The 22917-nt window shown below is 67.8% G+C and carries 22 protein-coding genes and 2 pseudogenes; 12 read left to right on the top strand and 12 right to left on the bottom strand.

Going from position 1 to position 22917, the window contains the following annotated elements; all coding sequences use genetic code 11:
* Nucleotides 1-44: 44 nt before the first annotated feature.
* Complete coding sequence (locus tag ACSVDM_RS09460) at nucleotides 45-3998, top strand: DNA-directed RNA polymerase subunit beta' (RefSeq protein ID WP_067485082.1); 3954 nt, start codon at nucleotides 45-47, stop codon at nucleotides 3996-3998.
* A 55-nt stretch (nucleotides 3999-4053) separates the two neighbouring features.
* On the opposite strand, the gene ACSVDM_RS09455 is transcribed toward ACSVDM_RS09460, so the two are convergent.
* Complete coding sequence (locus ACSVDM_RS09455) at nucleotides 4054-4857, bottom strand: hypothetical protein (RefSeq protein ID WP_439264052.1); 804 nt, start codon at nucleotides 4855-4857, stop codon at nucleotides 4054-4056.
* Nucleotides 4858-5008: 151 nt separating this feature from the next.
* On the opposite strand from ACSVDM_RS09455, the gene ACSVDM_RS09450 reads away from it, so the two are divergent.
* Nucleotides 5009-5353, top strand: coding sequence for a hypothetical protein (locus ACSVDM_RS09450; RefSeq protein ID WP_157105023.1), 345 nt, complete (start codon nucleotides 5009-5011; stop codon nucleotides 5351-5353).
* Nucleotides 5354-5355: 2 nt separating this feature from the next.
* Here the strand turns inward: ACSVDM_RS09450 and ACSVDM_RS09445 are convergent.
* Nucleotides 5356-5478 (bottom strand): annotated as a pseudogene (locus ACSVDM_RS09445) (formate/nitrite transporter family protein); the annotation flags it as partial.
* Between the two features lie 38 nt (nucleotides 5479-5516).
* Here ACSVDM_RS09445 and ACSVDM_RS09440 point away from each other — a divergent pair.
* Nucleotides 5517-5805: pseudogene (locus ACSVDM_RS09440) on the top strand (hypothetical protein).
* Between the two features lie 99 nt (nucleotides 5806-5904).
* Here ACSVDM_RS09440 and ACSVDM_RS09435 read toward each other — a convergent pair.
* A complete protein-coding gene (locus ACSVDM_RS09435) occupies nucleotides 5905-6888 on the bottom strand; it encodes an EamA family transporter (protein WP_439264051.1) in 984 nt (327 codons plus the stop codon).
* A gap of 38 nt (nucleotides 6889-6926) precedes the next feature.
* Between ACSVDM_RS09435 and ACSVDM_RS09430 the strand changes: the two genes are divergently transcribed.
* Entirely contained in the window at nucleotides 6927-7457 is a 531-nt protein-coding gene (locus ACSVDM_RS09430; RefSeq protein ID WP_439264050.1) for a CGNR zinc finger domain-containing protein, read from the top strand.
* A gap of 93 nt (nucleotides 7458-7550) precedes the next feature.
* Here ACSVDM_RS09430 and ACSVDM_RS09425 read toward each other — a convergent pair whose 3' ends face one another.
* Nucleotides 7551-8177, bottom strand: a complete 627-nt coding sequence (locus ACSVDM_RS09425) for a hypothetical protein (RefSeq protein WP_439264049.1) — start codon at nucleotides 8175-8177, stop codon at nucleotides 7551-7553.
* Nucleotides 8178-8334: 157 nt separating this feature from the next.
* Nucleotides 8335-9591, bottom strand: a complete 1257-nt coding sequence (locus ACSVDM_RS09420) for an FAD-dependent oxidoreductase (protein ID WP_439264048.1) — start codon at nucleotides 9589-9591, stop codon at nucleotides 8335-8337.
* Between the two features lie 126 nt (nucleotides 9592-9717).
* Between ACSVDM_RS09420 and ACSVDM_RS09415 the strand changes: the two genes are divergently transcribed.
* Together ACSVDM_RS09415 and ACSVDM_RS09410 are read left to right on the top strand one after the other, a co-directional pair.
* Nucleotides 9718-10050, top strand: coding sequence for an ArsR/SmtB family transcription factor (locus ACSVDM_RS09415; protein ID WP_439264047.1), 333 nt, complete (start codon nucleotides 9718-9720; stop codon nucleotides 10048-10050).
* Nucleotides 10047-10526, top strand: coding sequence for an SRPBCC family protein (locus ACSVDM_RS09410; protein ID WP_067485115.1), 480 nt, complete (start codon nucleotides 10047-10049; stop codon nucleotides 10524-10526). Before ACSVDM_RS09415 ends, ACSVDM_RS09410 begins: the two co-directional genes overlap by 4 nt.
* A gap of 33 nt (nucleotides 10527-10559) precedes the next feature.
* On the opposite strand, the gene ACSVDM_RS09405 is transcribed toward ACSVDM_RS09410, so the two are convergent.
* From ACSVDM_RS09405 to ACSVDM_RS09385, 5 genes are all read right to left on the bottom strand, one after another.
* A complete protein-coding gene (locus ACSVDM_RS09405; protein ID WP_439264046.1) occupies nucleotides 10560-11549 on the bottom strand; it encodes a pirin family protein in 990 nt (329 codons plus the stop codon).
* A complete protein-coding gene (locus tag ACSVDM_RS09400) occupies nucleotides 11546-11860 on the bottom strand; it encodes a GNAT family N-acetyltransferase (RefSeq protein WP_357148432.1) in 315 nt (104 codons plus the stop codon). Before ACSVDM_RS09400 ends, ACSVDM_RS09405 begins: the two co-directional genes overlap by 4 nt.
* Before the next feature lie 100 nt (nucleotides 11861-11960).
* A complete protein-coding gene (locus tag ACSVDM_RS09395) occupies nucleotides 11961-12971 on the bottom strand; it encodes an aldo/keto reductase (protein ID WP_439264045.1) in 1011 nt (336 codons plus the stop codon).
* Nucleotides 12968-13429: a MerR family transcriptional regulator gene (locus tag ACSVDM_RS09390; protein WP_067641856.1), complete on the bottom strand. Its 462-nt coding sequence runs from the start codon at nucleotides 13427-13429 to the stop codon at nucleotides 12968-12970. Before ACSVDM_RS09390 ends, ACSVDM_RS09395 begins: the two co-directional genes overlap by 4 nt.
* An 86-nt stretch (nucleotides 13430-13515) precedes the next feature.
* Nucleotides 13516-13884: a VOC family protein gene (locus ACSVDM_RS09385; RefSeq protein WP_067485872.1), complete on the bottom strand. Its 369-nt coding sequence runs from the start codon at nucleotides 13882-13884 to the stop codon at nucleotides 13516-13518.
* Nucleotides 13885-13932: 48 nt separating this feature from the next.
* Here ACSVDM_RS09385 and ACSVDM_RS09380 point away from each other — a divergent pair, with 48 nt between their 5' ends.
* The gene (locus ACSVDM_RS09380; RefSeq protein WP_067485129.1) at nucleotides 13933-14133 is read left to right on the top strand and encodes a hypothetical protein; all 201 of its coding nucleotides are present in this window, start codon (nucleotides 13933-13935) and stop codon (nucleotides 14131-14133) included.
* A 1-nt stretch (nucleotide 14134) separates the two neighbouring features.
* Here the strand turns inward: ACSVDM_RS09380 and ACSVDM_RS09375 are convergent, their stop codons facing one another.
* A complete protein-coding gene (locus tag ACSVDM_RS09375) occupies nucleotides 14135-14626 on the bottom strand; it encodes a SixA phosphatase family protein (RefSeq protein WP_439264044.1) in 492 nt (163 codons plus the stop codon).
* A gap of 117 nt (nucleotides 14627-14743) precedes the next feature.
* On the opposite strand from ACSVDM_RS09375, the gene ACSVDM_RS09370 reads away from it, so the two are divergent.
* The gene (locus ACSVDM_RS09370) at nucleotides 14744-16402 is read left to right on the top strand and encodes an FAD-dependent oxidoreductase (RefSeq protein WP_378667051.1); all 1659 of its coding nucleotides are present in this window, start codon (nucleotides 14744-14746) and stop codon (nucleotides 16400-16402) included.
* 206 nt (nucleotides 16403-16608) lie between these two features.
* On the opposite strand, the gene ACSVDM_RS09365 is transcribed toward ACSVDM_RS09370, so the two are convergent.
* Entirely contained in the window at nucleotides 16609-17379 is a 771-nt protein-coding gene (locus ACSVDM_RS09365) for an acyl-[acyl-carrier-protein] thioesterase (protein WP_067485874.1), read from the bottom strand.
* Nucleotides 17380-17535: 156 nt separating this feature from the next.
* Between ACSVDM_RS09365 and ACSVDM_RS09360 the strand changes: the two genes are divergently transcribed.
* The 4 genes from ACSVDM_RS09360 to ACSVDM_RS09345 all read left to right on the top strand — a co-directional run bounded on the left by ACSVDM_RS09360 (nucleotide 17536) and on the right by ACSVDM_RS09345 (nucleotide 22867).
* On the top strand, nucleotides 17536-19233 hold the full coding sequence (locus ACSVDM_RS09360; protein WP_439264043.1) for a serine/threonine-protein kinase: 1698 nt from the start codon (nucleotides 17536-17538) through the stop codon (nucleotides 19231-19233).
* A gap of 52 nt (nucleotides 19234-19285) precedes the next feature.
* A complete protein-coding gene (locus ACSVDM_RS09355; RefSeq protein ID WP_439264042.1) occupies nucleotides 19286-20260 on the top strand; it encodes an NADPH:quinone oxidoreductase family protein in 975 nt (324 codons plus the stop codon).
* Between the two features lie 67 nt (nucleotides 20261-20327).
* Nucleotides 20328-21434, top strand: a complete 1107-nt coding sequence (locus tag ACSVDM_RS09350; RefSeq protein WP_439264041.1) for a winged helix DNA-binding domain-containing protein — start codon at nucleotides 20328-20330, stop codon at nucleotides 21432-21434.
* A 125-nt stretch (nucleotides 21435-21559) separates the two neighbouring features.
* Nucleotides 21560-22867 (top strand): amidohydrolase family protein, encoded by a 1308-nt coding sequence (locus tag ACSVDM_RS09345; RefSeq protein WP_439264040.1) that lies wholly within the window; start codon nucleotides 21560-21562, stop codon nucleotides 22865-22867.
* Nucleotides 22868-22917 lie beyond the last annotated feature (50 nt).

The raw sequence follows: 22917 nt of genomic DNA, 5'->3' as shown, positions 1-22917 counted from the left end.
GAACTTTTGCTCGAATTCGACCCGAACAGGGGAAAGGAAGTTACGTGCTAGACGTCAACTTCTTCGATGAACTCCGGATCGGCCTGGCCTCTGCCGAAGACATTCGCAACTGGTCCTACGGCGAGGTCAAGAAGCCGGAGACCATCAACTACCGCACGCTCAAGCCGGAGAAGGACGGGCTCTTCTGCGAGAAGATCTTCGGCCCCACCCGGGACTGGGAGTGCTACTGCGGCAAGTACAAGCGCGTCCGCTTCAAGGGCATCATCTGTGAGCGCTGTGGCGTCGAGGTGACTCGCGCCAAGGTGCGTCGTGAGCGCATGGGCCACATCGAGCTGGCCGCACCGGTCACCCACATCTGGTACTTCAAGGGCGTTCCGTCGCGCTTGGGCTACCTGCTTGATCTGGCGCCGAAGGATCTCGAGAAGATCATCTACTTCGCCGCCTACGTCATCGTCGGTGTCGACGAGGAGCTGCGCCACAACGAGCTCAGCACCCTCGAGGCCGAGATGGAGGTCGAGAAGAAGGCTGTCGCCGATCAGCGCGACGCCGATCTCGAGGCCCGCGCGCAGAAGCTCGAGGCCGACCTGGCCGAGCTGGAGGCCGAGGGCGCCAAGTCCGACGTGCGCCGCAAGGTCAAGGACGGCGGCGAGCGCGAGATGCGTCAGCTGCGCGACCGCGCCCAGCGTGAGCTGGATCGTCTCGACGAGATCTGGACCACCTTCACCAAGCTGTCGGTCAAGCAGCTCATCGTCGACGAGGTGCTCTACCGCGAGCTCGTCGACCGTTACGGCGAGTACTTCACCGGTGCCATGGGTGCGGAGTCCATCCAGAAGCTGATGGAGAACTTCGACATCGACGCCGAGGCCGAGTCGCTGCGCGAGACCATCCGCAGCGGTAAGGGCCAGAAGAAGCTGCGCGCGCTCAAGCGCCTCAAGGTCGTCGCGGCCTTCCAGGCCAACGGCAACTCGCCCATGGGCATGGTGCTCGACGCCGTTCCGGTGATCCCGCCGGAGCTGCGCCCGATGGTCCAGCTCGACGGTGGCCGTTTCGCCACCTCCGACCTGAACGACCTGTACCGCCGCGTGATCAACCGCAACAACCGCCTCAAGCGACTGATCGATCTGGGTGCGCCCGAGATCATCGTCAACAACGAGAAGCGGATGCTGCAGGAGTCCGTCGACGCGCTGTTCGACAACGGTCGTCGTGGTCGCCCGGTCACCGGTCCGGGTAACCGCCCGCTGAAGTCGCTGAGCGATCTGCTCAAGGGCAAGCAGGGTCGTTTCCGTCAGAACCTGCTCGGTAAGCGTGTCGACTACTCGGGCCGTTCGGTCATCGTGGTCGGTCCGCAGCTGAAGCTGCACCAGTGTGGTCTGCCGAAGCTGATGGCGCTCGAGCTGTTCAAGCCGTTCGTCATGAAGCGACTGGTCGATCTCAACCACGCGCAGAACATCAAGTCCGCCAAGCGGATGGTCGAGCGTCAGCGTCCCCAGGTGTGGGATGTCCTCGAAGAGGTCATCGCCGAGCACCCGGTGATGCTGAACCGTGCGCCCACCCTGCACCGCCTCGGTATCCAGGCCTTCGAGCCGCAGCTGGTGGAAGGCAAGGCCATCCAGCTGCACCCGCTGGTGTGTGAGGCGTTCAACGCCGACTTCGACGGTGACCAGATGGCCGTGCACCTTCCGCTGTCGGCGGAGGCGCAGGCCGAGGCGCGCATCCTGATGCTGTCGTCGAACAACATCCTGTCCCCGGCGTCGGGTCGCCCGCTGGCGATGCCGCGTCTGGACATGGTGACCGGCCTGTTCTACCTGACTCGTCTCGACGAGAACGGTGTCGGCACCTACCGGGCCGGCGGCAAGGACACCCCGGAGTTCGGCGTGTACTCCTCGCCCGCCGAGGCGCAGATGGCCGTCGACCGCGGTGAGCTCACCGTGCGTTCGATGATCAAGGTGCGGCTCACCGAGCAGCGCCCGCCGAAGGAGATCGAGGCGGAGCTGTTCCCCGAGGGCTGGCACCGTGGCGATGCCTGGCTCGCCGAGACCACGCTCGGTCGCGTGATCTTCAACGAGCTGCTCCCGGCGGACTACGCGTTCATCAACGAGCCGATGCCGAAGAAGCGTCAGGCCACGATCATCAACGATCTGGCCGAGCGCTACCCGATGATCGTCGTCGCCCAGACCGTCGACAAGCTCAAGGACGCGGGCTTCTACTGGGCCACGCGTTCGGGTGTCACCGTCTCCATGTCGGACGTGCTCGTTCCGCCGGAGAAGGCCGACATCATGGAGCGTTACGAGGGCATGGCCGACCAGATCGAGAAGAAGTACCAGCGTGGTGCCCTCGATCACCAGGAGCGCAACAACGCCCTGGTCAAGATCTGGCAGGAAGCGACCGAAGAGGTCGGTGCGGCGCTGCGCACCCACTACCCGGCCGACAACCCGATCATCACGATCGTCGACTCGGGTGCCACGGGTAACTTCACCCAGACCCGTACCCTCGCCGGTATGAAGGGTCTGGTGACGAACCCGAAGGGTGAGTTCATCCCGCGCCCGATCAAGTCCTCGTTCCGTGAGGGCCTGACCGTGCTCGAGTACTTCATCAACACCCACGGTGCTCGTAAGGGTCTGGCCGACACCGCGCTTCGTACCGCCGACTCGGGTTACCTGACCCGTCGTCTGGTCGACGTCTCGCAGGACGTCATCGTGCGCGAGCACGACTGTGGCACCGAGCGCGGCATCGTGGTGCCGATCGCGGAGAAGCAGGCCGACGGCACGATCATCCGTGACGCGCACGTGGAGACCTCGACCTTCGCCCGCACCCTGGCACAGGACGCGGTCGACGCGAGCGGCAACGTCATCGTGGCGAAGGGTGCCGACCTCGGCGACCCCGCGCTGGAGGCGCTGCTCGAGGCCGGTATCACCGAGGTGAAGGTCCGCTCCGTGCTGACCTGCACCACCGGCACCGGCGTCTGCGCCACCTGCTACGGCCGTTCGATGGCCACCGGCAAGCTGGTCGACATCGGCGAGGCCGTCGGCATCGTCGCCGCCCAGTCCATCGGTGAGCCCGGTACCCAGCTGACCATGCGTACCTTCCACCAGGGTGGCGTCGCAGGCGACGACATCACCGGTGGTCTGCCGCGTGTTCAGGAGCTCTTCGAGGCCCGTGTCCCCAAGGGCAAGGCGCCGATCGCGGAGGTCTCGGGCCGGGTGCGTCTCGAGGACGACGACCGCTTCTACAAGATCACGATCATCCCTGATGACGGGTCGGAGGAAGTCGTCTACGACAAGCTCTCGAAGCGTCAGCGTCTGCGGGTGTTCAAGCACGACGACGGCTCCGAGCGCCTGCTGGCCGACGGTGACCACGTGGAGGTGGGTCAGCAGCTGCTCGAGGGCGCTGCCGATCCGCACGAGGTGCTGCGCGTGATGGGTCCCCGTCAGGTGCAGGTCCACCTGGTCCACGAGGTCCAGGAGGTCTACCGCTCGCAGGGTGTGTCGATCCACGACAAGCACATCGAGGTCATCGTGCGCCAGATGCTGCGTCGCGTGACGATCATCGATTCGGGTGCCACGGAGTTCCTGCCCGGTTCGCTCACCGAGCGTGCCGAGTTCGAGGCCTCGAACCGTCGCGTGGTCGCCGAAGGTGGCGAGCCCGCCTCCGGCCGTCCGGTGCTGATGGGTATCACCAAGGCGTCGCTGGCCACCGATTCGTGGCTGTCGGCGGCCTCCTTCCAGGAGACCACCCGAGTGCTGACGGACGCGGCCATCAACTGCCGCTCCGACAAGCTGATCGGCCTGAAGGAGAACGTGATCATCGGTAAGCTCATCCCGGCCGGTACCGGTATCAACCGTTACCGCAACATCCAGGTGCAGCCGACCGAAGAAGCCCGTGCCGCCGCGTACGCGGTGCCGTCCTACGACGACACCTACTACTCGCCGGACAGCTTCGGCTCCTCCACCGGTGCCGCGGTGCCGCTGGACGACTACGGCTTCAGCGACTACCGCTAAGCAGTAACCGAACGCCCCGCTCCTTTCGAGGAGCGGGGCGTTCGTCGTTTTCGGGTCAGCGGATTCGGGGACAGGTTCTGCCCGCGATATGACAGCGTTCCTCGAAGTCGTGCGGCAACCACGAGCCGCTGATCAATTGTGGGTGGTTGGGGAATCTCGCATGGGCGGCGAGCAGGAAGGCCGGCGCCGCCCAGGCTGTCGCCAATTCGAGGTAGTGCGAGGTGGTCGCTTCGGTGAAGCGGATTCGGAGCCGGTCGGGTTGCGTCAGCTCGATGTGCTCCAACGCGGCGAGCGGAATCGGCGACGAGCGATAGTGGTTGGTGAGGTGGATCCGTCGATTCGTCAGGGTTATCCGGCCCTCCGGCTCCGGCATCCAGCGCGGCGCCATCGCCTGCTCGCGGGCTGCTGCCGCCGCGGCGTTCGCCGCACGCGCGGCCTCGGCCGCCGCCCACACCATCTGAGCCGCCAACTGTTGGTTTTGCTGCCTGGCGTTGTAGGCCGCCGCGCTGGCGGCTGTGCGCGCCCGTTGGATATCGCGGCGTGAACTGCCACGTGCCGGGAGGACGACCGGCGTCGGCGGGCTGACAGCGGCGATCACTGGTGTGGCGATCGCCGGCGGCAACGGCGGCGGCACCTCAGGACTCCGAAACGCCGCCCATACTCCAAGCCCTTCGCCGAGGCAGACCTCCCGTTCCGCCAACCCGATCGACGTCGGGTACGGCTCGAGCGCCGCAATCCCACCCGCCCGCAGCCGCGACAGCATCTCGCAGGCGTAGATCAGATGGTCATCGACCCGATTCCACCCGACCCGCGCGGCCAGCGCCCGCTCGACTTCTGCCATCGGATCGTGCACCTTCACCGCCTGGATCGCGCCGCATGGGGATCAATCCAGAGTACCGGCACCACTACCGTCCCCCTGCCTCCGCTCGTCTTTTCTGGAGCCTGTCGATGACATGTTCCAAGCGGAATCAGTGTGGCTGTCAGCGGTCGGTACGCGTAGATTTCGCCACGTGAGGTCTCAGGTAGTCGTGGTCGTGTTCGCTGTGATCGGCGTACTGGCGTCCGCGTTCACCACCTATTGGGTTGCGAGTCATTGGATGTCGGACCAGGTGGTCGTCAGCTGCCGCCCTGATTCCGCGCGGTCGTACTGCGTGTACCACCGCACCACACCGGGGCTGCTGAGCACCGAATACGAAATGCATGTCGGAATCGCACCGAATCGTGGCTTGTTCTATGACATCCCGTATTCAGCGGGCGACGTCCAGGCTTCCTGGAACACCGATACCGGCCTCCTGACGATCACGATGCCCGGAACCGGGCTGACCATCGCGGAGGCGGAATATCGCGATCGGTAGGCGATTACCATCATCACAGCCACGGTGAACGCGCCCGCGAAGTTGCCGACGAAGACCAGCCCCCAGTTCCGCAACATCGAGCGCACGGTGACCCCGCGCCGCTTGGCGATCAGCGCCAGCGGTACCGGGCAGGCTGGCGGCGACCCCGAATCGAGGAGCCCGCATGCAACCGATCCTGCCCAAGTCCGTCGCCGCCGATCTGATCGTCGCCGCCCGTCTCCGCAAGGGCATCACGTGGGTGAGCATCGCGGAGTCGATCGGCGCACCACTGGTCTGGACGACCGCGGCCCTGCTCGGCCAGCACCCGATGACCCAGGAGCAGGCGGCCGCCGTCTGTGCGCTGCTCGACCTGGACGACACCGTCGCCGAAAGCCTGCGCTCGCCGCCCCCACCCCGACGGCGACCGTGTCGTCATCACCCTGGACGGCAAGTTCCTCGACTATCGCTGGTGAGCGAGGGACTTCGAGCAACCTGCCCGCGGCCTGCCTGCTGCCGCGGCCGAGCAGCGAGGACGCGGGCGCCGCGTGTCCTCGGATGACTGAGGACAGGACTCATGACCGGTCGAGTTGGGGTTCGGCGGTGGGGGATTCGGGGTCGCCGACGGTGGTGATGGCGGGTTCGCCGAGGCGGACGGCGATGACGCCCAGGAGGATCAAGGCGCCGCCGAGGAGTTGGACGAGGCCGGGGGCTTCGCCGAGGAGGAGCCAGGCGAAGACCAGGGCGGCGAGGACTTCGGTGAGGGCTACGAAGGAGGCCAGGCGGGAGCCGAGGCGGCGGGTGGCGGCGATGCCGGTGACGTAGGAGATGGCGGCGGTGACGATGCCGATGAGGAGGATCGGCAGCCACCAGGGGGTGGTGAAATCGTCGAAGACCACGGGGTTCGTGGTGGCGCGCAGGGGGACGATGCCGATGGTTCCGGCCGCGAGCAGGACCACGCCGCCGATGAGGAGACCGCCTGCGGCGAGGACGGTGCCGGGTAGGTCGCTGCCCTGGTCGGAGAGCACGAAATAGGTTGCCGCGCCGACCATCGAGCCGAGGGCCCAGATGATGCCGACGGGGTCGGTGGAGACGCCGGAGACCACGTCGAGCACCAGCATCAGGCCGGTGATACCGAGAATCGCACCGGCGACGGTCGCCGCGCCGGGGCGCTGCCGGTGCCGCACCCACAACCAGCCGACCACCGCGATCGGCGCCGCGAATTCGATGAGCAACGCGGTGCCGACCTCCATGCGCGCGACCGCGTTGAAGTAGGCGAGCTGCGTGCCCGCTACGGCGACCAAACCGTAGGCGACGATGAGTTTCGCATTGCTGCGCAACAGCTTCCGGTTGTCGCGCAGATGCGGCCAGGCCAGCGGCAACAACACGACGCCTGCGAGCAGCACCCGCACGGCGACTACCGCGGCCGCACTCCAGCCCGCGTTCATCAACCCACGCGCGAGTGGCCCGGAGAGTCCGAACGAGGTGGCCGAGGCGAGGGCGAAGAGCAAGCCGGTACGCAACCGCCGGGCCGCCGCGTCATGGGTCAAAGTCTCCATGACTAATGACGGTAGGAACCATGGCGTAATCTGTCAACATGGTTTTTGCTCATGACACCGAGGCGGCGCTGCTGTCGGCTGTGGAGCTGGTGAATTCCGCCGTCGAGCCGGACACGCTCACCGAGATCGCCCAGCTCGACGAGTTCTTCGTCCGGCACGACTACACGGGCGCGCACCGGAGCGACGCGGCGGAACTCTCCGAGGTGCGTGCCCTGCGCGGCCCGCTACGCCGGTTGCTGACCAGCGACCGCGACACCGCCGTCACGCTGGTGAACGAGATCCTGCGCGAGCACCGCGCCGTGCCGCAGCTGGTCCGCCACGGCAGCGTCGACTACCACGTGCACGCCGTCCCCGCCGAGGCCGCGCTCCCGGTGCGCATCGCGGTGGAAACCGCCATGGCGATGATCGATGTCATCCGCGCCGACGACCTGAGCCGGCTGTCGATCTGCGCCGACGACGACTGCGAAGGCCTGGTCCTGGACCTGTCCCGCAACCGCTCGAAGCGCTACTGCAGCACCACCTGCGGAAACCGCAATGCCGTCGCCGCGTATCGCGCACGTCAGCGGTAAGGCGGCAGCGTGCACCCTGAGCGGGGTGCGCGCGAGCGTGACCGACGGCGCGAGGGAAGGACTCGGCCTACCCGATGTATCGCGGGTCGCGACTCAGGGCGCTCCGGTGACGTACGCGAACGCGGTGTCGATCGCCGGCTGACCACCGGCCATCGCGTACCCCGCGAGCGCACCGATCGCGGCACCGGCAACGGTAGCTACGGGCACCGTGATGAAGTCGAGGACGAACAGCCCGAGGGGGAAGCCGAGAACGAATCCGATGGCAGCACCGATCGCCGCGCCCTGGATGATCTCCGGCTGCAGCCGTTGGGTTTCGGCGAAGAACCGTTCCTGCGCGCTGATGTCGCGGACGGGGGTCTCGGATTCGCCGACCGGGGTGAGGGTGAGTCGCGAACCCTCGGCGTCGATGCTCGGAGTGAGCGGCACCGCGTGCTCGCCGACCCGCACGACCATCGGCAGCGCTGCCACTACCGCTCCCGAATCATCGGTGATGGCAACGACTTTCGCGTCGTGGACCAGCTCGAAGCGGCCGGTGTCGATGCTGGTGACCACCGCGCGCCGGTCGTTGGTCGCGCTGACCTCGTAGTTCACGCCCTTGTCGACCCCACGCAGGCCGAGGAATTCCGGGGCGGGCGCCGGCTCGGCGTGTCCGATCCCGACCCCCGCGACACCGACTCCCACTGCCAGCACCGCCGCGCCGAACATCTTGCCGAACCTCATCGCGCCATCCTCCTGCTGCCCGCACCGGGCCACGCACGCCCGGTCATCGCGGCAAACTTAGCCGCTGATCAGCTTTTCGGAAAGTTCTCCCCCGTCACGACCCGGGCGTCGGGCAAGACCACAACCAACAATCGTGATCGGCGTACGAATCCACAGTTCAGTGAGCTGGATTCAAAGGGTCCGCGCCGACCGGTGGACGCCGGGCGAAGTCGGGTGCGTGCTCCGGCCGAAGTCCGATACCGCCCAAGTACGCGGTGAGCCCGGCGAGCGCGGGCATCGCGTCGACCACGCGCAGCGGCAGCGGTGCGGCGTCCAGGTCGCCGCGCAGGGCGGGAGCGATGAGAAGCTCGTGTTCGCCGCGCTGCGAGCGCTGGGTGAAGCTCGCGGGCAGCATTCGCCTGCGCTGCACCTTGTCGAGGTCGGCGGTGGTGACGGTGCCGTCGAGCAGGGGTCGCGCGAGTAGGCGGGCGGCGGCGACGGCGTCCTGGATGGCGAGGTTCACGCCCACACCGCCGACCGGCGACATGGTGTGCGCCGCGTCGCCGATGCACAGCAGGCCGGGCACGTGCCAGCGTTCGAGCATCCCGACGGTCACCTCGAGCAACTTGACGTCGTCCCAGGACCGGATGTGTGCCAGCGCCTCGCCCGGCCAGTCGAACAGCTCGCCGATCCGATCCCGCAGCCACTGCACGTCGTGCTCGGCCCGTAGCGTTGCGTCGCAACCCTTCTCGATGATGTATCCGGTTTGGTAGTAGTCGCCGCGATCGATCGCCACGGCCGAGTTTCCGCTGGTGAACCGGGTCTGTACGGCTCCGCTCGCGCTGTCGTCGACGGCTTTGGGGATGCGGAAGAACCACATGTCCATCGGTACGTCCTCGCTTCGCTGAAGCAGGCCCGCCGACTCTCGTGCCACGGAATCGCGTCCGTCGCAGGCGATGACGAGGTCGGCGCGCAGTGTGTGCGTGTCGCCCGTCGCGTCGAGGTAGCGCACGCCGACGACCGTGCCGGACTCCTTGACGAGCCCGGTGACGGTCGAGCGCATCCGCAGGGTGAACCCGGGTTCCTCGGCGGCGGCCCCGGCCAGCAGGTCGAGGAAATCCCACTGCGGCACCATCGCGATGTGCCGGTACCGGCCGGGGACCCTGGTGAAGTCGGCGGCGACGACCGTGCGGTCGCCCGCGTAGACGCGCAGGGTGGTCAGCACGGACTGGGGGAGACGGGCGAATTCGGCGCCGAGCCCGAGCTGGTCGAGCAGCCGAATCGTCGACGGATGGACGGTGTCGCCGCGGAAGTCGCGCAGGAAGTCGGGGTGCTTTTCCAGCACGGTGACCTCCACGCCCGCGCGCGCCAGCAGCAGGCCCGCCATCATCCCGGCCGGTCCGCCGCCGACGATGCAGCACGTTGTCTTGTCCATCGTTTTCCCCTCCGCCGGAATGTCTACGACGAAGCGTAGTAGTAAATCCCGCTGCCGGTACAGCGAATTTGGCAAACTCCCGACCGCCCCTTGACGCGCCGAGGCACGCGCGCAATACTGAACTAGATGGTTCAGTATGACTTCCTAGACGCCTCGTTCGGGGCGCTCGCGGACCCCACCCGGCGGGGCATCCTCGAGCATCTCGGTCGTGGGCCCGCCACCGTCAGCGAGTTGGCCGAGCGGTTCGAGATGACGTTGACCGGCATCAAGAAGCACATCGGGTTGCTCGAGGAGGCGGGCATGGTGGTCACCGAGAAGCGTGGGCGGGTGCGGTACTGCCGCATCGGCGAGCACGTGTTCGACCGTGAGGTGGCCTGGATGCAGGGTTATCGGCAGATGCTGGAAGCCCGGATGGACCGTCTCGATGAATTCCTGCGACGAACGGAGCCAGAGCAATGAGCACCACAACCAAGGACGCGGTCATCACCTCCACCTCGGACCGCGAAGTGCACATCGAACGCGATTTCGACGCACCGCTGGATCGGGTGTGGGACGCCTACAGCCGCGTCGAGCAGCTGTCGCGCTGGTGGGCGCGCGGCCACGAGGTCGACATCGAGCGCTGGGAGTTCCGCAAGGGCGGCCACTGGCGTTTCGTGGAGCACGAGGGCGACGAGTCCTACGGTTTCGAAGGCCGCTTCCGTGAGATCACCCCGAAGGAGCGGATCGTGCAGTCCTTCGAATGGGACGGTATGCCCGCCCACATCTCGATCGACACGACCACCTTCGTCGACCTCGGCAACGGCCGCACCCGTGTGGTCACCGACAGCATCTTCCACACCGCCGAGGAATGCGCGGGCATGCTCGCCTCCGGCATGGAGACCGGCCTCAACGACAGCTACCGCGCCCTCGACGCCCTGCTCGCCGGAAACCGCTGACCGCGCACGGACTCACGACGAAGGCCCGGCTGCTCAGCTGTGCGAGCAGCCGGTCGCGCGTTTACGCGGCTTCAACCGCAGCGGCGGCAGCGGCGGAGCGGGAATCCGCTCCTGCTCCGGATGGCCGACCACCTGCCCGAACCGGCTGGTGTCGTGGGCTTCCCACGCCTCGCGCGCCGCCACGATCTCCTCGTGACTTCGTCCAACGAAGTTCCACCACATCACCAGTTCCTCGGTGAACGGCTCACCGCCGATCAGGGCGAAATGCGCGCGGTCGGTGCTCGTCGAACGCACCTCGGCCCGATCGGTGCCCAGGTACAGCAGCGGTCCGGGACCGAGCTCGATACCGTCGACGACGACCGTGCCCTCGACGACGAGCACCGCGTGCTCGAAGGCGCGTTCCAGCGGTAGTCGCACGTCGGCGCCGGGGTCGAGGACGATGTCCGCGCCGACGATCGGCGTATAGGCCTTCGCCGGTGAGGTGACGCCGCCCAGCGAACCGATCAGCACGGTCGCCCGCAGTCCCGGTTCCTCGTATACGGGCAGCTCGCGGTGCTGTTCGAAGTGCGGTTCGACGCCGGTCGCGTTGTCGGGCAGGGCGATCCACAGTTGCAGGCCGTTGCCCGCGTTCGCGCCCGGTACGCCGAACTCCGAATGCGCGATGCCGCGCCCGGAGGTCATCAGGTTGAGCTGACCCGGTTCGATCCGCACATCCGAACCCACCGAATCGCGGTGCCGGATCTGCCCGTCGAACGGCCAGGTCACTGTCTGCAGGCCGATGTGCGGGTGGGGCAGGATGTCGGGTGAGGCGCCGGTGCGGGTGACGGTGGGCGAGCCGAACCGATCGAGGAAACACCACGCGCCGACGGTCGGCAGATCCCGTTGCGGCAGCGTGCGTTCCACGTATACGCCGCGTACGCCGCCGAGCGGGACCTCCCTGGCCGGGTACAGCTCGGTGATCGGACCGGGGCTCGGCGACGGTTCGCACAGCACCTCGGTGGGGTCGGCCTCGAGGTCGCTCATCCGGGGATGCCCTTGCCGACCACATGCGCGTCGAACTCGGGGTGCTTGTCGAGCCAGCCACGGATGAACGGGCAGTGCGGGGTGATGGTTCGCCCGCGCGCGATCACGTCCTCGACGGCGTAGCGGGCCAGCTTGCTGCCGAGGCCCTTGCCGCCGAAGGCGTCGTCGATCTCGGTGTGCACGAAGTCGGTGTCGTTGCCGCGCTCGATGTACTCGGCGAAGCCGGCGAGTTCGTCGCCGTAGAAGATGTCGTAGCGGTTCTTGTCCTGGTTGCGGACGACACGGGCCTGCGACGCGGTGGTCTCCGACATCTTTGCGCTCCTTCCGCACCGCCGACAGGTGCGCTCGTGACTTGGTATACCGACCAACCCGGGCGCGGCGTGAGTATTCCCGGCCGCACCCGAGCCGATGCTATTCCCGTCCAGCCGAGGTGAACGACATGTCCGCGTACCGTGGGCCCGCCACCTGTCCGGCGATCGGTTCCAGCGTCGCGAGTTCGTCGTCGCCGAGCCGCACCCCGGCGGCCGCGACGTTCTCCGCGAGCCTGCCGCGCTTGCGGGTGCCCGGGATCGGCACCACCGCAAGGCCGTGTGCCTCGGCGCGCGCGTGCACCCACGCGAGGGCGACCTGGGCCTGGGTGATGCCGTGCGCTTGCGCGATCGCCGCCAGCGGTGCGAGGAGTTCGGCATTGCGTTCGGCGTTGGCGCCGGTGAAGCGGGGCATCCGCTGCCGGAAGTCGTTGCCGCCGAGGCTGTCCGCGTTGCGGAACGCGCCGGTGAGGAACCCGCGACCCAGCGGCGAGTACGGCACGAATGTCACGCCGAGTTCGGCGGCGGCGGGCACGGCGGTGCGCTCCACATCGCGGGAGAACAGTGACCACTCCGACTGCACGGCCGCGATCGGGTGCACCGCGTGCGCGGCGCGCAGTTCGTCGCCGGTCACTTCCGACAGGCCGAGCGCGCGCACCTTGCCCGCGGTGACCAGCTCGGCCATCGTGGCGACGGTGTCCTCGATCGGCACGGCCGGGTCGCGGCGGTGCATGTAATACAGGTCGATGGTGTCGACACCGAGCCTGCGCAGGCTCGCGTCCACGGCGGCGCGGATGTACTCGGGGGAGTTGTCGAAGCCGCGGAACGCCGGATCGTCGGCCTTGCGCACGATGCCGAATTTGGTGGCGATCACCAGCTCGTCGCGGTGCTCGCGGACGAAACCGGACAGGAATTCCTCGTTGTGGCCGGAGCCGTAGATATCGGCGGTGTCGAACAGCGTCACGCCGAGTTCGAGGGCGTGCTCGAGGGTGGCCCGGGACTCCGCCAGATCGGAGTCGCCGTAGAACTCGCTGATGCCCATGCAGCCAAGACCCTGGATGCCGACCCGTCGACCGTCGGCGCCGAGGGTGGTGGTCGGCAGAGTGGTGCTCATGTATCGGTTCCTTCGCTCGTGTGCGCGGTGAGCGTGACGGGCGGGACCAACTCGGATCGGCCCTCGTACACGGCGATCTTGTAGTCCAGCACGGCCACGGTCTTCTGTAGTTCCGCGATCTTGTCGAGCACGTCGGCCCTGGTCTGCCGGAACATCTCCAGCCGTTGCGGGAAGGTCTGCTCACCCGCCCGCACCAGTTCGGCATACCGGATCATGTCGGCCACCGGCATGCCGGTGGTGCGCAGCCGCGCGATCAGCTCCAGCCACTCCAGGTCGCGATCGCTGAAGCGGCGATTGCCGGTGTGGTCGCGACCGATGTAGTTCATCAGCCCGATCCGCTCGTACCAGCGCAGCGTGTCGCGACTGAGGCCCGACCGCTCGGCGACCTCGCCGATCGAGTATTTCGGGCGCTCCCGTTCGTTCGCGCTGTCGGTGTGCCGAACCGCTTCCGGATCCATCGTGCTCGTCCCTTTCCGTGGAACTCCACCGACGCTAGCCACCTGGAGTGCACTCCAAGCAAGCCTATTCGCGGGACGAGCCGATCTCAGTTGTACTTCGGCAGTTCCTGTACCGCCCAGCGGTTTCCGTCGGGGTCGGCGAAGAACGTGAACAGGCCCCAACCCAGATCCTGCACCGGAGTCGCCTCGACGCCCGCCGCGACGAGTTGTTCGTAGGCCTGCTGGGCGCTCGGCACCACCATCTGCATGCCCTCGACGCTGCCGGGAGCAGCCTGGGTGATGCCGCGGCCGATGCAGATCGAGCAGCCCGAACCCGGCGGGGTGAGCTGGACGAAGCGGATGTCGGGGCTCGGCGTGTGGTCGTGGTCGGCGTTGAAACCGATGCTGGTGTAGAAGTCCTTGGCCCGATCGATATCGGTGACCGGGATGGCAACGAGCTCGATTTTCCAATCCATGCGGTCAAGCATCCCACCGCCCACCGACAGAAACGTAGTGTGGATCACATGGCTAAGGAGATCGACCGCATCCGGGCCCGCTCGGCTTGGGAAACGGTGAAGGAGAGCCCGGTGATCACCGCCATCGCGGTGGCACCGGTGGTACTGGTACTCGGCGTGGTCTGGTGGCTGACGAACGGCGTGGTCGCCTTCGTGTTGCTCGCGCTGCTCGGCGTCGGAATCGTGGTCGGGGGCAAGCTGCTGAAGTAGGTCAGCGCGGCACGTGGAAGTGCGTCAGTTCGCCGGTTCCCTGGTCCACTCGCGCCCACGGCCGGTCGAACTCGAGCACCGCCAGCGCCGAGGTGGGGAACTTGCGGCTCAGCTCGGTGGCCGCGTCGGAATCGCGGTTGGTCGCGAGATCCCAAGCGGTCCAAGGGATTCCGGGAACATGACCGACAAGGAGGAGAGTCGAGACAGCATGGTCGGTGAGCTGGATCAGCTCGATCAGGGTGTGCGGGTTCGCCTCGTAGATGTCGTCGCGGTACTCGACGGGAGCGTCGATCCCGGTGGCCGCCAGGGTGAGCCGGGTGCGCTGGGCGGTGGAGCAGCGCACCGCGTCGATCGCCGGCTGGGTGGCGCGCAACCAGTCGCCCGCCAGGGCGGCTTCGCGTTCGCCGCGCGGTGCCAGTGGCCGTTCGTGATCGTCCACCCCGTCCGGGTACGCCGATTTTCCGTGCCGCATCAGGATCAGGGTCACCGCCATGTACTACACGGTAATCGTGCACACCGGTGAGGTCGCAGTCACACTCGAGGCACACTGAAAGCTGCGTCACTCATACCCGAGGTGACGTCCGACCACACATTTCGAGGATCTGCACCCATGGCCTACGTCATCACGCAGCGTTGTTGCAACGACGCCAGCTGCGTCACCGAGTGCCCGGTCGACTGCATCCGCCCGACCCCGGATCAGCCGGAGTTCGCCACGGCGGAAATGCTCTACATCGACCCAGACACCTGTATCGACTGCGGCGCCTGTGTCGATGCGTGCCCGGTGGACGCCATCTTCTCCGAGGACGATCTCCTCGCCTCGCTCGGCAGGTACCGCGAGATCAATGCCGAGTACTTCCGGCGTCACCCGCTGGAGACGAATTTCGACCCACTCGCCACCCCCGTGCGCCCACCGAAGAGTCTCGGCACCCTGCGCGTCGCGATCGTCGGTGCCGGCCCGGCGGCTTGCTACGCCGCCGACGAGCTGTTGCGGCGCAGCGATGTCGAGGTGGAGATGTTCGACCGGCTGCCCACGCCGTGGGGTCTGGTCCGCGCGGGCGTGGCGCCCGATCACGCGGGCACCAAGAACGTCGCGACGATGTTCGAATCGGCCTTCCGCCGCGACACCCTGCAGTACTACCTCAATGTCGAGATCGGCGAACACATCGATCACCGTGAGCTGCTCGAGCACCACCACGCCGTGATCTACGCCGTCGGCGCGTCGAGCGACCGCAAGCTCGGTGTCCCGGGTGAGGACCTGCCCGGCAGCCATTCGGCCACCGAGTTCGTCGCCTGGTACAACGGCCATCCCGATTTCGCCGAGCGCGAGTTCGACCTGTCGGGTGAGCGCGCGGTGATCGTCGGCAACGGCAATGTGGCGCTCGACGTGGCGCGCGTGCTCACCGTCGACCCGGACGAGCTGGCCAAGACCGACATCGCCGACCACGCCCTGGACGCGCTGCGCCGCAGCAACATCCGCGAGGTCGTGATTCTCGGCCGTCGTGGTCCGCTGCAGGCCGCCTACAGCTCGCCGGAGTTCCTGGCGCTCACCCATCTGAAGGGTGTCGACGTGGTCGTCGATCCCGCCGACCTCGATCTCGACGAGCACAGCCGGGCGATCCTCGACGACCCGAACATCGAACCGTCGCTGCGGCTGAAATACCAGTTGGCCCAGGAGTATTCGACCGGCCGACGCGATCCGGCGAACAAGCGCATCGTCTTCCGCTACCTGGCGACCCCCACCGAGGTGCTCGGTGACGACCATGTCACCGGTATCGAGTTCGCGCACAACGAACTCACCGCCGACCTCGTCGCCACCCCCACCGACCGCACCGAACGCCTCGACACCGGCCTGGTGCTCCGCTCGATCGGTTACCGCGGCGTCCCCGTGCCCGGCCTGCCGTTCGACGAGCGGCGCGGTGTGGTGCCGAGCGAGCACGGTCGCGTGCTCGCCGATACCCAGCCGCTGCCCGGTGTGTACGTGGCGGGCTGGATCAAGCGTGGCCCGCGCGGCGTGATCGGCTCCAACCGGATCGATGCCGAGGAAACCGTCGAGGCACTGATCGACGACTTCATCGCGGGCAGACTCACCAACCCGACCGGCGACCGGGCCGCCCTGCGCGCCCTGCTCACCGAGCGTCAGCCAGACCTCGTCGACCGCGCCGCCTGGAAGACCATCGACCAGGCGGAAAAGGCCGCGGGTAAAGCAGCGGGCCGACCCCGCGTCAAGTTCACCACCCGCGCCGACCTCCTCAAGGCCGCGAAGGGCTAGACCGACCCGCGACGGTTCTCGGCCGCCTCGATCCTGACCAAGAAGCAGGCCGAGAACCCCACCGCGAGCCCGAAAGGGCTAGGCAAAACCCGCATCCGGTTCTCGGCCGCCTTGATCTGGACTGACCGGAGGGTGCGACGAAGGAGTGCCCGGAGGGAGGGAAGATCAAGGGAACAGGCCGAGAACCCGCGGCGCCAGCCGCAAAATTACGGCAGGGGCATGACCTTGACGACGGTTGTCGTGATCCCACCGACCACGAACCACAACCGCAACACCGGCCGCCCACTCACATCGCCCGGCTCGTACCGCCCGCGCACCGTGATGTGTTCACGCGCCAGCACCGGCGCCACGTACTCGATCACCGCGCGATGCGGCACCGCGAGCAGTTTCGGATAGTCGACGAGGAACTGCTCCACGGCCTGCCAGTAGCAGGCGTTGTTCACGTGGTTGTACTGGTCGATGTCGGTGGCGCGCACCGGGAACGGCACATCGGTGTCGGATTCGCGCGGCGCCGGATCGGTGAGGTAGGGCCGCCACCGCAGCCGGTGTTCGTCGGTGGTGCGGGCCAGATAGGCCAAGCCTTCGTCGCTGATGCGGGCGGGCAGGTTGCTCGACTCGCTGAGGTTGATCCAGAACCCCTCGGTCTCGATCAGGCCGCCGCCCTCGCTGGTGATGCGCACGCGCATGTTCGTCCACCTGGTCGACATGCTCGCGCACCACCGCGTGAGGTGTACGTGATCGGGGAAGACGACCGGGCGGATCACGTCGATGACGGTGCGGCGCACGATCCAGGTGGGATCGGTGCGGTGCAGCGCGGTCTGATGCAGTTCCTCGTAGGCGATATCCTGCAGGTAGCGGGCGACCCCGTCGAAGCGCAGCCGGTGGTACGGGTCCACGTCGCCGGCCCGGACAGGCCACGCCGTGGCGAAACCCGTGCCCTCCTGGGGTAGCGGGGCCAGTGGCTGATCGAGTGACACGTGTGCTCCTTGCGCGGTCCACACAGGTGAGCCGCGACTTCTTGCGTAGTTCTGCCCTCGACTTTACGGTGCGCAGATCACACCCTCACGTCGAGCCGGGACTAGCCCCCACCGGCGTACATGACAAGTGCTGTAGGCGCCCGGTAACCTGCTGGAATGGCCGGCGGGGCGATGGCAGGCGCGATGTTCGGTCGCTATGAGTTGCGTCGGCTTCTCGGAGTCGGCGGTATGGGCGAGGTCTACGAGGCTTTCGACACCACCAAGGATCGCGTCGTCGCGCTCAAGGTGCTCAATCGTGAGCTGGCGGCCGACCCCACCTATGTGCAGCGTTTCCGCCGCGAATCCCATGCGATGGCCAGTGTGCAGGAGCCGCACGTCATCCCGGTGCACGACTGGGGCGAGGTCGACGGTGTGCTCTACATCGACATGCGTCTGGTGCGCGGTTCCGATCTCAAGGAGCGGCTGCAGCAGCACGGCAAGCTGACGCCCGGCGAGGCGGTGCAGGTGGTCGAGCAGATCGCGGCCGCGCTCGATGCCGCGCACGAGCTCGGCCTGGTGCATCGCGACGTGAAGCCGGCCAACATCCTGCTCACGGCCAACCTGTTCGCCTATCTGGTCGACTTCGGTATCGCGCACGGCGCGTCCGATCCCCAGCTCACCAGCGCGGGCAGCGCCGTCGGTTCGATGGCGTACATGGCGCCGGAACGGTTCGAGGACGTGCCGATGACGCCGGCCGTCGACACCTACGCGCTCACCTGTGTGCTCTACGAGTCGCTGGTGGGACGGGTGCCGTTCCCGGTGAACAGTCTCGCCGGCGCGATCGGTTCGCATCAGATGGCACCGCCGCCCCGGCCGAGTGCGGTCGATCCGGCGCTGTCGGCGTTCGACGCGGTGATCGAGCGTGGCATGGCCAAGCGGCCCGAGCAGCGCTACGGCTCGCCGGGCGACCTGGCTCGCGCCGCCCGTGCCGCGCTGGTGCAGGCCGAACGCGACGCGCCCGCAACCGTTCCCGGCCCGCGGGTGACGCCGTTGGTGAAGCAGCCGCCGCCGCGCCCGTTCACCGGGCAGACCCGGGTCACCGGGCCGCAACCACCGCCGCCGACCGCTCCCTCGCCTGCTCAGCCACCCGCCGCGGCGCACCGGTCCGCACCGCAGCAGCCGATCGCCGGTTTCGCGCAGTCCGGGCGGCAGCAGACCCGGATGAGCACCGGCCCCCAGTTCTCCTCGGGTGCCTACGCCCATCCGTCGGAGCCGCTGCCCCTTCCGCAGCGGAATTCGGCGACGCCGATTCTCGCCGGTGCGCTCGGCGCGCTGATCGTCGTCGCCGCGGTCGGTGTGGCGGTGTGGGTGATGTTGAGCGTCAACGATTCCGGTACCGATCGCGCAGGTCAGCCGGTGTCCTCGTCCAGTCTGCGGATGCCCCCGCCGGTGGTGGTGTCGGTCAGCCAGGAAGTGCCAACCGGCGTTCCGCAGGCACCGCCGACGGAGCCGAAACCGACCACAACCACTGTGCCGCCGTTGAATTCGGCCGTCACCGGCGCCGACGGTCAGGGTTTCCTCAGCGGTGGCCCGCGCTGCAACGACAACGACGCTGCCATGACTATCGCGCGCACCACCACCTCGCGGGTGGTCATCTGCCACACCGGGGACGACCGCTTCTACTACAAGGGTGTCGCGGTGCGTAACGGCAACGCGATCGAACTCGACGATCCCGTCCCGACCGGCGACGGCGGATTCACCGCGACCAACCCGAGCGACGGAACGCAATACCAGGTCACGCCTGCGGGCCTGACGATCATCAAGGGTGGTTCGGTGCTCTCCAGTGAGGCGATGCTGGAATTCGCCCATCGCTGAGCGTGGCCGGGATATGTTCGACAGGGGTTCGATGTCGAGAGAGGTTTCCCGGATGCGTGCAGCTCAGGTGAGCAAGTTGGAAGGTCCGTCGTCGATCGAGGTCGTCGACCTGCCCGAACCGGTCGCTTACCCGGGCGGTGTCCTCATCGACGTGCACGCCGCCGGGATCGCCTTCCCCGATGTCCTGATGACGCGTGGTCTCTACCAGATGAAGCCGGGTCTGCCGTTCGTCGTCGGCGGTGAGGTCGGTGGCGTGGTGCGTGAGGCGCCCGCCGAGTCCGGGCTGCGTGCCGGTGACCGGGTCGCGGCACTGACCATGCTCGGCAACGGCGTCGCGGAGGTGGCGGTCGCACCCGCCGACGCGGTCTTCAAGCTGCCGGACAACGTGTCGCTCGAGTCGGGTGCGGGCATGCTGTTCAACGACCTGACCGTGCACTTCTGCCTCACCAAGCGCGGCAGGCTGGCCGAGGGCGAGACGGTCCTCGTGCACGGTGCGGCCGGTGGCGTCGGTACCTCGACCCTGCGGCTGGCCAAGGCGCTGGGCGCGGGCCGGGTGATCGCGGTGGTGAGCACCGAGGCCAAGGCGCAGGTCGCCAAGGCCAACGGCGCCACCGACGTGGTGCTCACCGACGGCTGGCTGGCGGCGGTCAAGGAACTCACCGGTGGGCGGGGCGTCGACATCGTGCTCGACCCGGTGGGCGGCGACCGTTTCACCGACAGCATCCGCAGCCTCGCGGGCGGTGGCCGGTTGCTCGTCGTCGGGTTCACCGCGGGCGAGATCCCCACGGTGAAGGTGAACCGGCTGCTGCTCAAGAACGTGGAGGTCGTCGGTGCGGCCTGGGGTGAATGGGTGATGACCCACCCCGGTTACCTGGCCGAACAATGGGCCGACCTGGAGCCGCTGTTCGCCTCCGGTGCAGTCACGGCGCCGGAACCGGTGCTCTACCCCCTGGAGCGCACGGCCGAAGCCGTTGCGGCCCTGGACAACCGGACCGCGACCGGCAAGGTCGTCGTACAACTGCGCTGACGCGGTGTGAGGTTGTCGGACCGCCGGGGTAGCGTCCGGTTCGTCGCCGGGATCGAAGGAGCGCGCCGTGCAGTTGTCGAATCGGGTACTGAACCGGACGCTGCTCGCGCGGCAGCACCTGCTCGAGCGGTCCACCCTGAGCACACCGCAGATGTGCGAGCATCTCGTCGGGTTGCAGGCGCAGGATGTCCCGCCGCCGTTCATCGGTTTATGGAGCCGGACAGTCGATTTCGACCCCGACACGGTGTCGCGCGGATTGGACGACCGCACGCTGGTGCGGATCACCCTGATGCGCGGCACCATCCACCTCGTCACCCCGCCCGACGCCCTCCGCATCGCCCCGCACATCCAGCCCGAACTCGAAAAGGTGCCCTTCCGTAAGGGTTTCAACTACGGGGCCATGGTCGGACTCGACCCCGAGCAGGTCCGCGCCGACGGGGAGGCGGTGCTCGGCGACGAGCCGATGTCGGCCGCCGACCTGCGCGCCGAAGCCGCCATCCGCTACCCGGATCGCGATCCGGGTGCGGTGTCGCAGACCTGGCTCTACCAGCTCCCGGTTCTGCAGACCCCGCCGCGTGGCCGCTGGCGCGACAACAGCCGACCCGTCTGGTCGCGGGTGCAGCCGTGGCTGGGCGCCCCGCTCGACCCGGACTATCCGGTGGCCGAACTGATCCTGCGCTACCTGCGCGCCTTCGGGCCGGCCTCGACCATGGACATGCAGACCTGGTCGCGCCTGCCCGGCATGAAACAGGTGGTCGCCGACCTGGGCGACCGTGTCCGCACCTACACCGACGAGCGCGGCCGGTCCCTCTACGACGCCGCCGAACTCGAACTCGCCGACCCCGACCTGCCCGCCCCGGTGCGCCTGCTCGGCTGGTACGACAACGCCCTGCTCTCCCACCAGGACCGCAGCCGCGTCATCGGCGAAACCATCGCCCCACGTTCCTTCGGTGCCAATGTCTCGCCGGTCCTGATCGACGGCTTCACCGCCGGGGTCTACAAAGTCTTCGTGCAGTCGGGAACCGCCCGTCTCCGGGTGAGCCCTACCCGTGCATGGACGAAAGGCGAAGCGGCAGAGGTCGAATCGGAGGCCACTGCCCTGCTCGCGTTCCTGGAGCCGGAATCCGCCCCGGTCGTCGAGATCCTCGCCCCGGCGGCCGACCTCCGTCCGTGACACGGCTTTAACGCCGGGGAAATACCGGATTCCTAGGGTCGGTCCTACGACGTTCATGGCTGCAACGGACGACGTGCTCGGCCGAACCCGGCGAGCGAACCAGCCGCAACCGAAAGGGTGCGCGCATGGGTTCGTCCGTGGTCATCACCGATGTCACCGTCTACACGCCGCAGGGGTGGCAGCCTGGAGAGGTCGTCGTCCGCGACGGCCGGGTCGCCGCATTGCGGGCGGACCAGGAGCACGCGGCGCTCCCACGCTTCGACGGTGCGGGCGGCTATCTGCTTCCCGGCTTCGTCAACACCCACACCCACCTGCAACAAGCGGTACTTCGCGGCGTGGGGGAAGGCCTGCCGCTGCTGGAATGGTTGCGCTGCGTCGGCGAGCACACCGTCGCCGCCACCCCTGAACAGACCTACCTCTCGGCCCTGGCCGGTGGCTTGGAACTGCTCCGCGGCGGGGTGACAACGGTCGTCGAGCACCTGTGGCCGAACCCGTCCGACCAGGTCCACCAGGCCGTGATCCGCGCGCTCGACGAGCTCGGCATCCGGGTGGTCCTCGGGCGCGGCATCGCCGACCGCGCCGACGTCACCCGCAAATGGGGCCTCGACCCGCGCCTGATGCAGCCGCTGGACGAGGCGTTCGCCCATATCGACGCACTCGACCGGCAGCTGGCGGGCTCGCGCATCACCACCGCGCTGGCCGTGCCCAATCCGCGCTGTCTCACCCCCGACGGCATGGCGGCGGCCGGCGCCTACGCCGAGTCGACCGGCAAGACGGTGTCGATCCACGTCCTCGAGACCACCACCGACGACGACATGTGCCGCCTGCACGCCGGTATGGGCGCCGTCGACTACCTCGACACCAACGGCTTCCTCGGGGAGCGCACGCTCGCCGTGCACTGTGTGAACCTCGACGCGCACGGCCGCGCGGTCTTCGCCGAGCGCGGTGTCACCGTCTCCTACAACCCGATCTCGAACATGCGCCTCGGCAGCGGCATCGCCCCGATCGGCGACATGCTGGCCGCCGGGATCGACGTGACCCTCGGCGTGGACGGCGCGGCCAGCAACGACACCCAGGACATGCTCCTGACCTTGCGCATGGGCGCGTATCTACAGCGCGCCGCACACCGGCGCGCCGACCTGTTCGGCATCGATCGCATGTTGCACATGGCCACGGGTGCGGCCGGTCGGGTGCTCGACGGGCCGGTACACACCGGCATCGCCGTCGGCGACCGGGCCGACCTCACCCTGGTCCGCTTCGACCGAGACTTCGCCTGTCTGCCTGTGCTCGACCCCGGTGCGACGCTGCTGACGACCGCTTCACCGCGCGTGGTCGACACGGTCTGGGTCGACGGCGAGGCGGTGATCCGCGACGGCCGCAGCACAAGAGTAGACACCGACGAACTGACTCACCGCCTGATCCACATGCGATGAATGTTAATCCAGCGGAAACAGCCCACATATTGCATGTAATCCAGCAAGAC

Source organism: Nocardia sp. JW2 (assembly GCF_051843015.1).
Taxonomy (GTDB): Bacteria; Actinomycetota; Actinomycetes; order Mycobacteriales; family Mycobacteriaceae; genus Nocardia; species Nocardia coubleae.
Note: the sequence above shows the minus strand (reverse complement) of the source record. Positions and strands in the feature narration are given on the sequence as shown.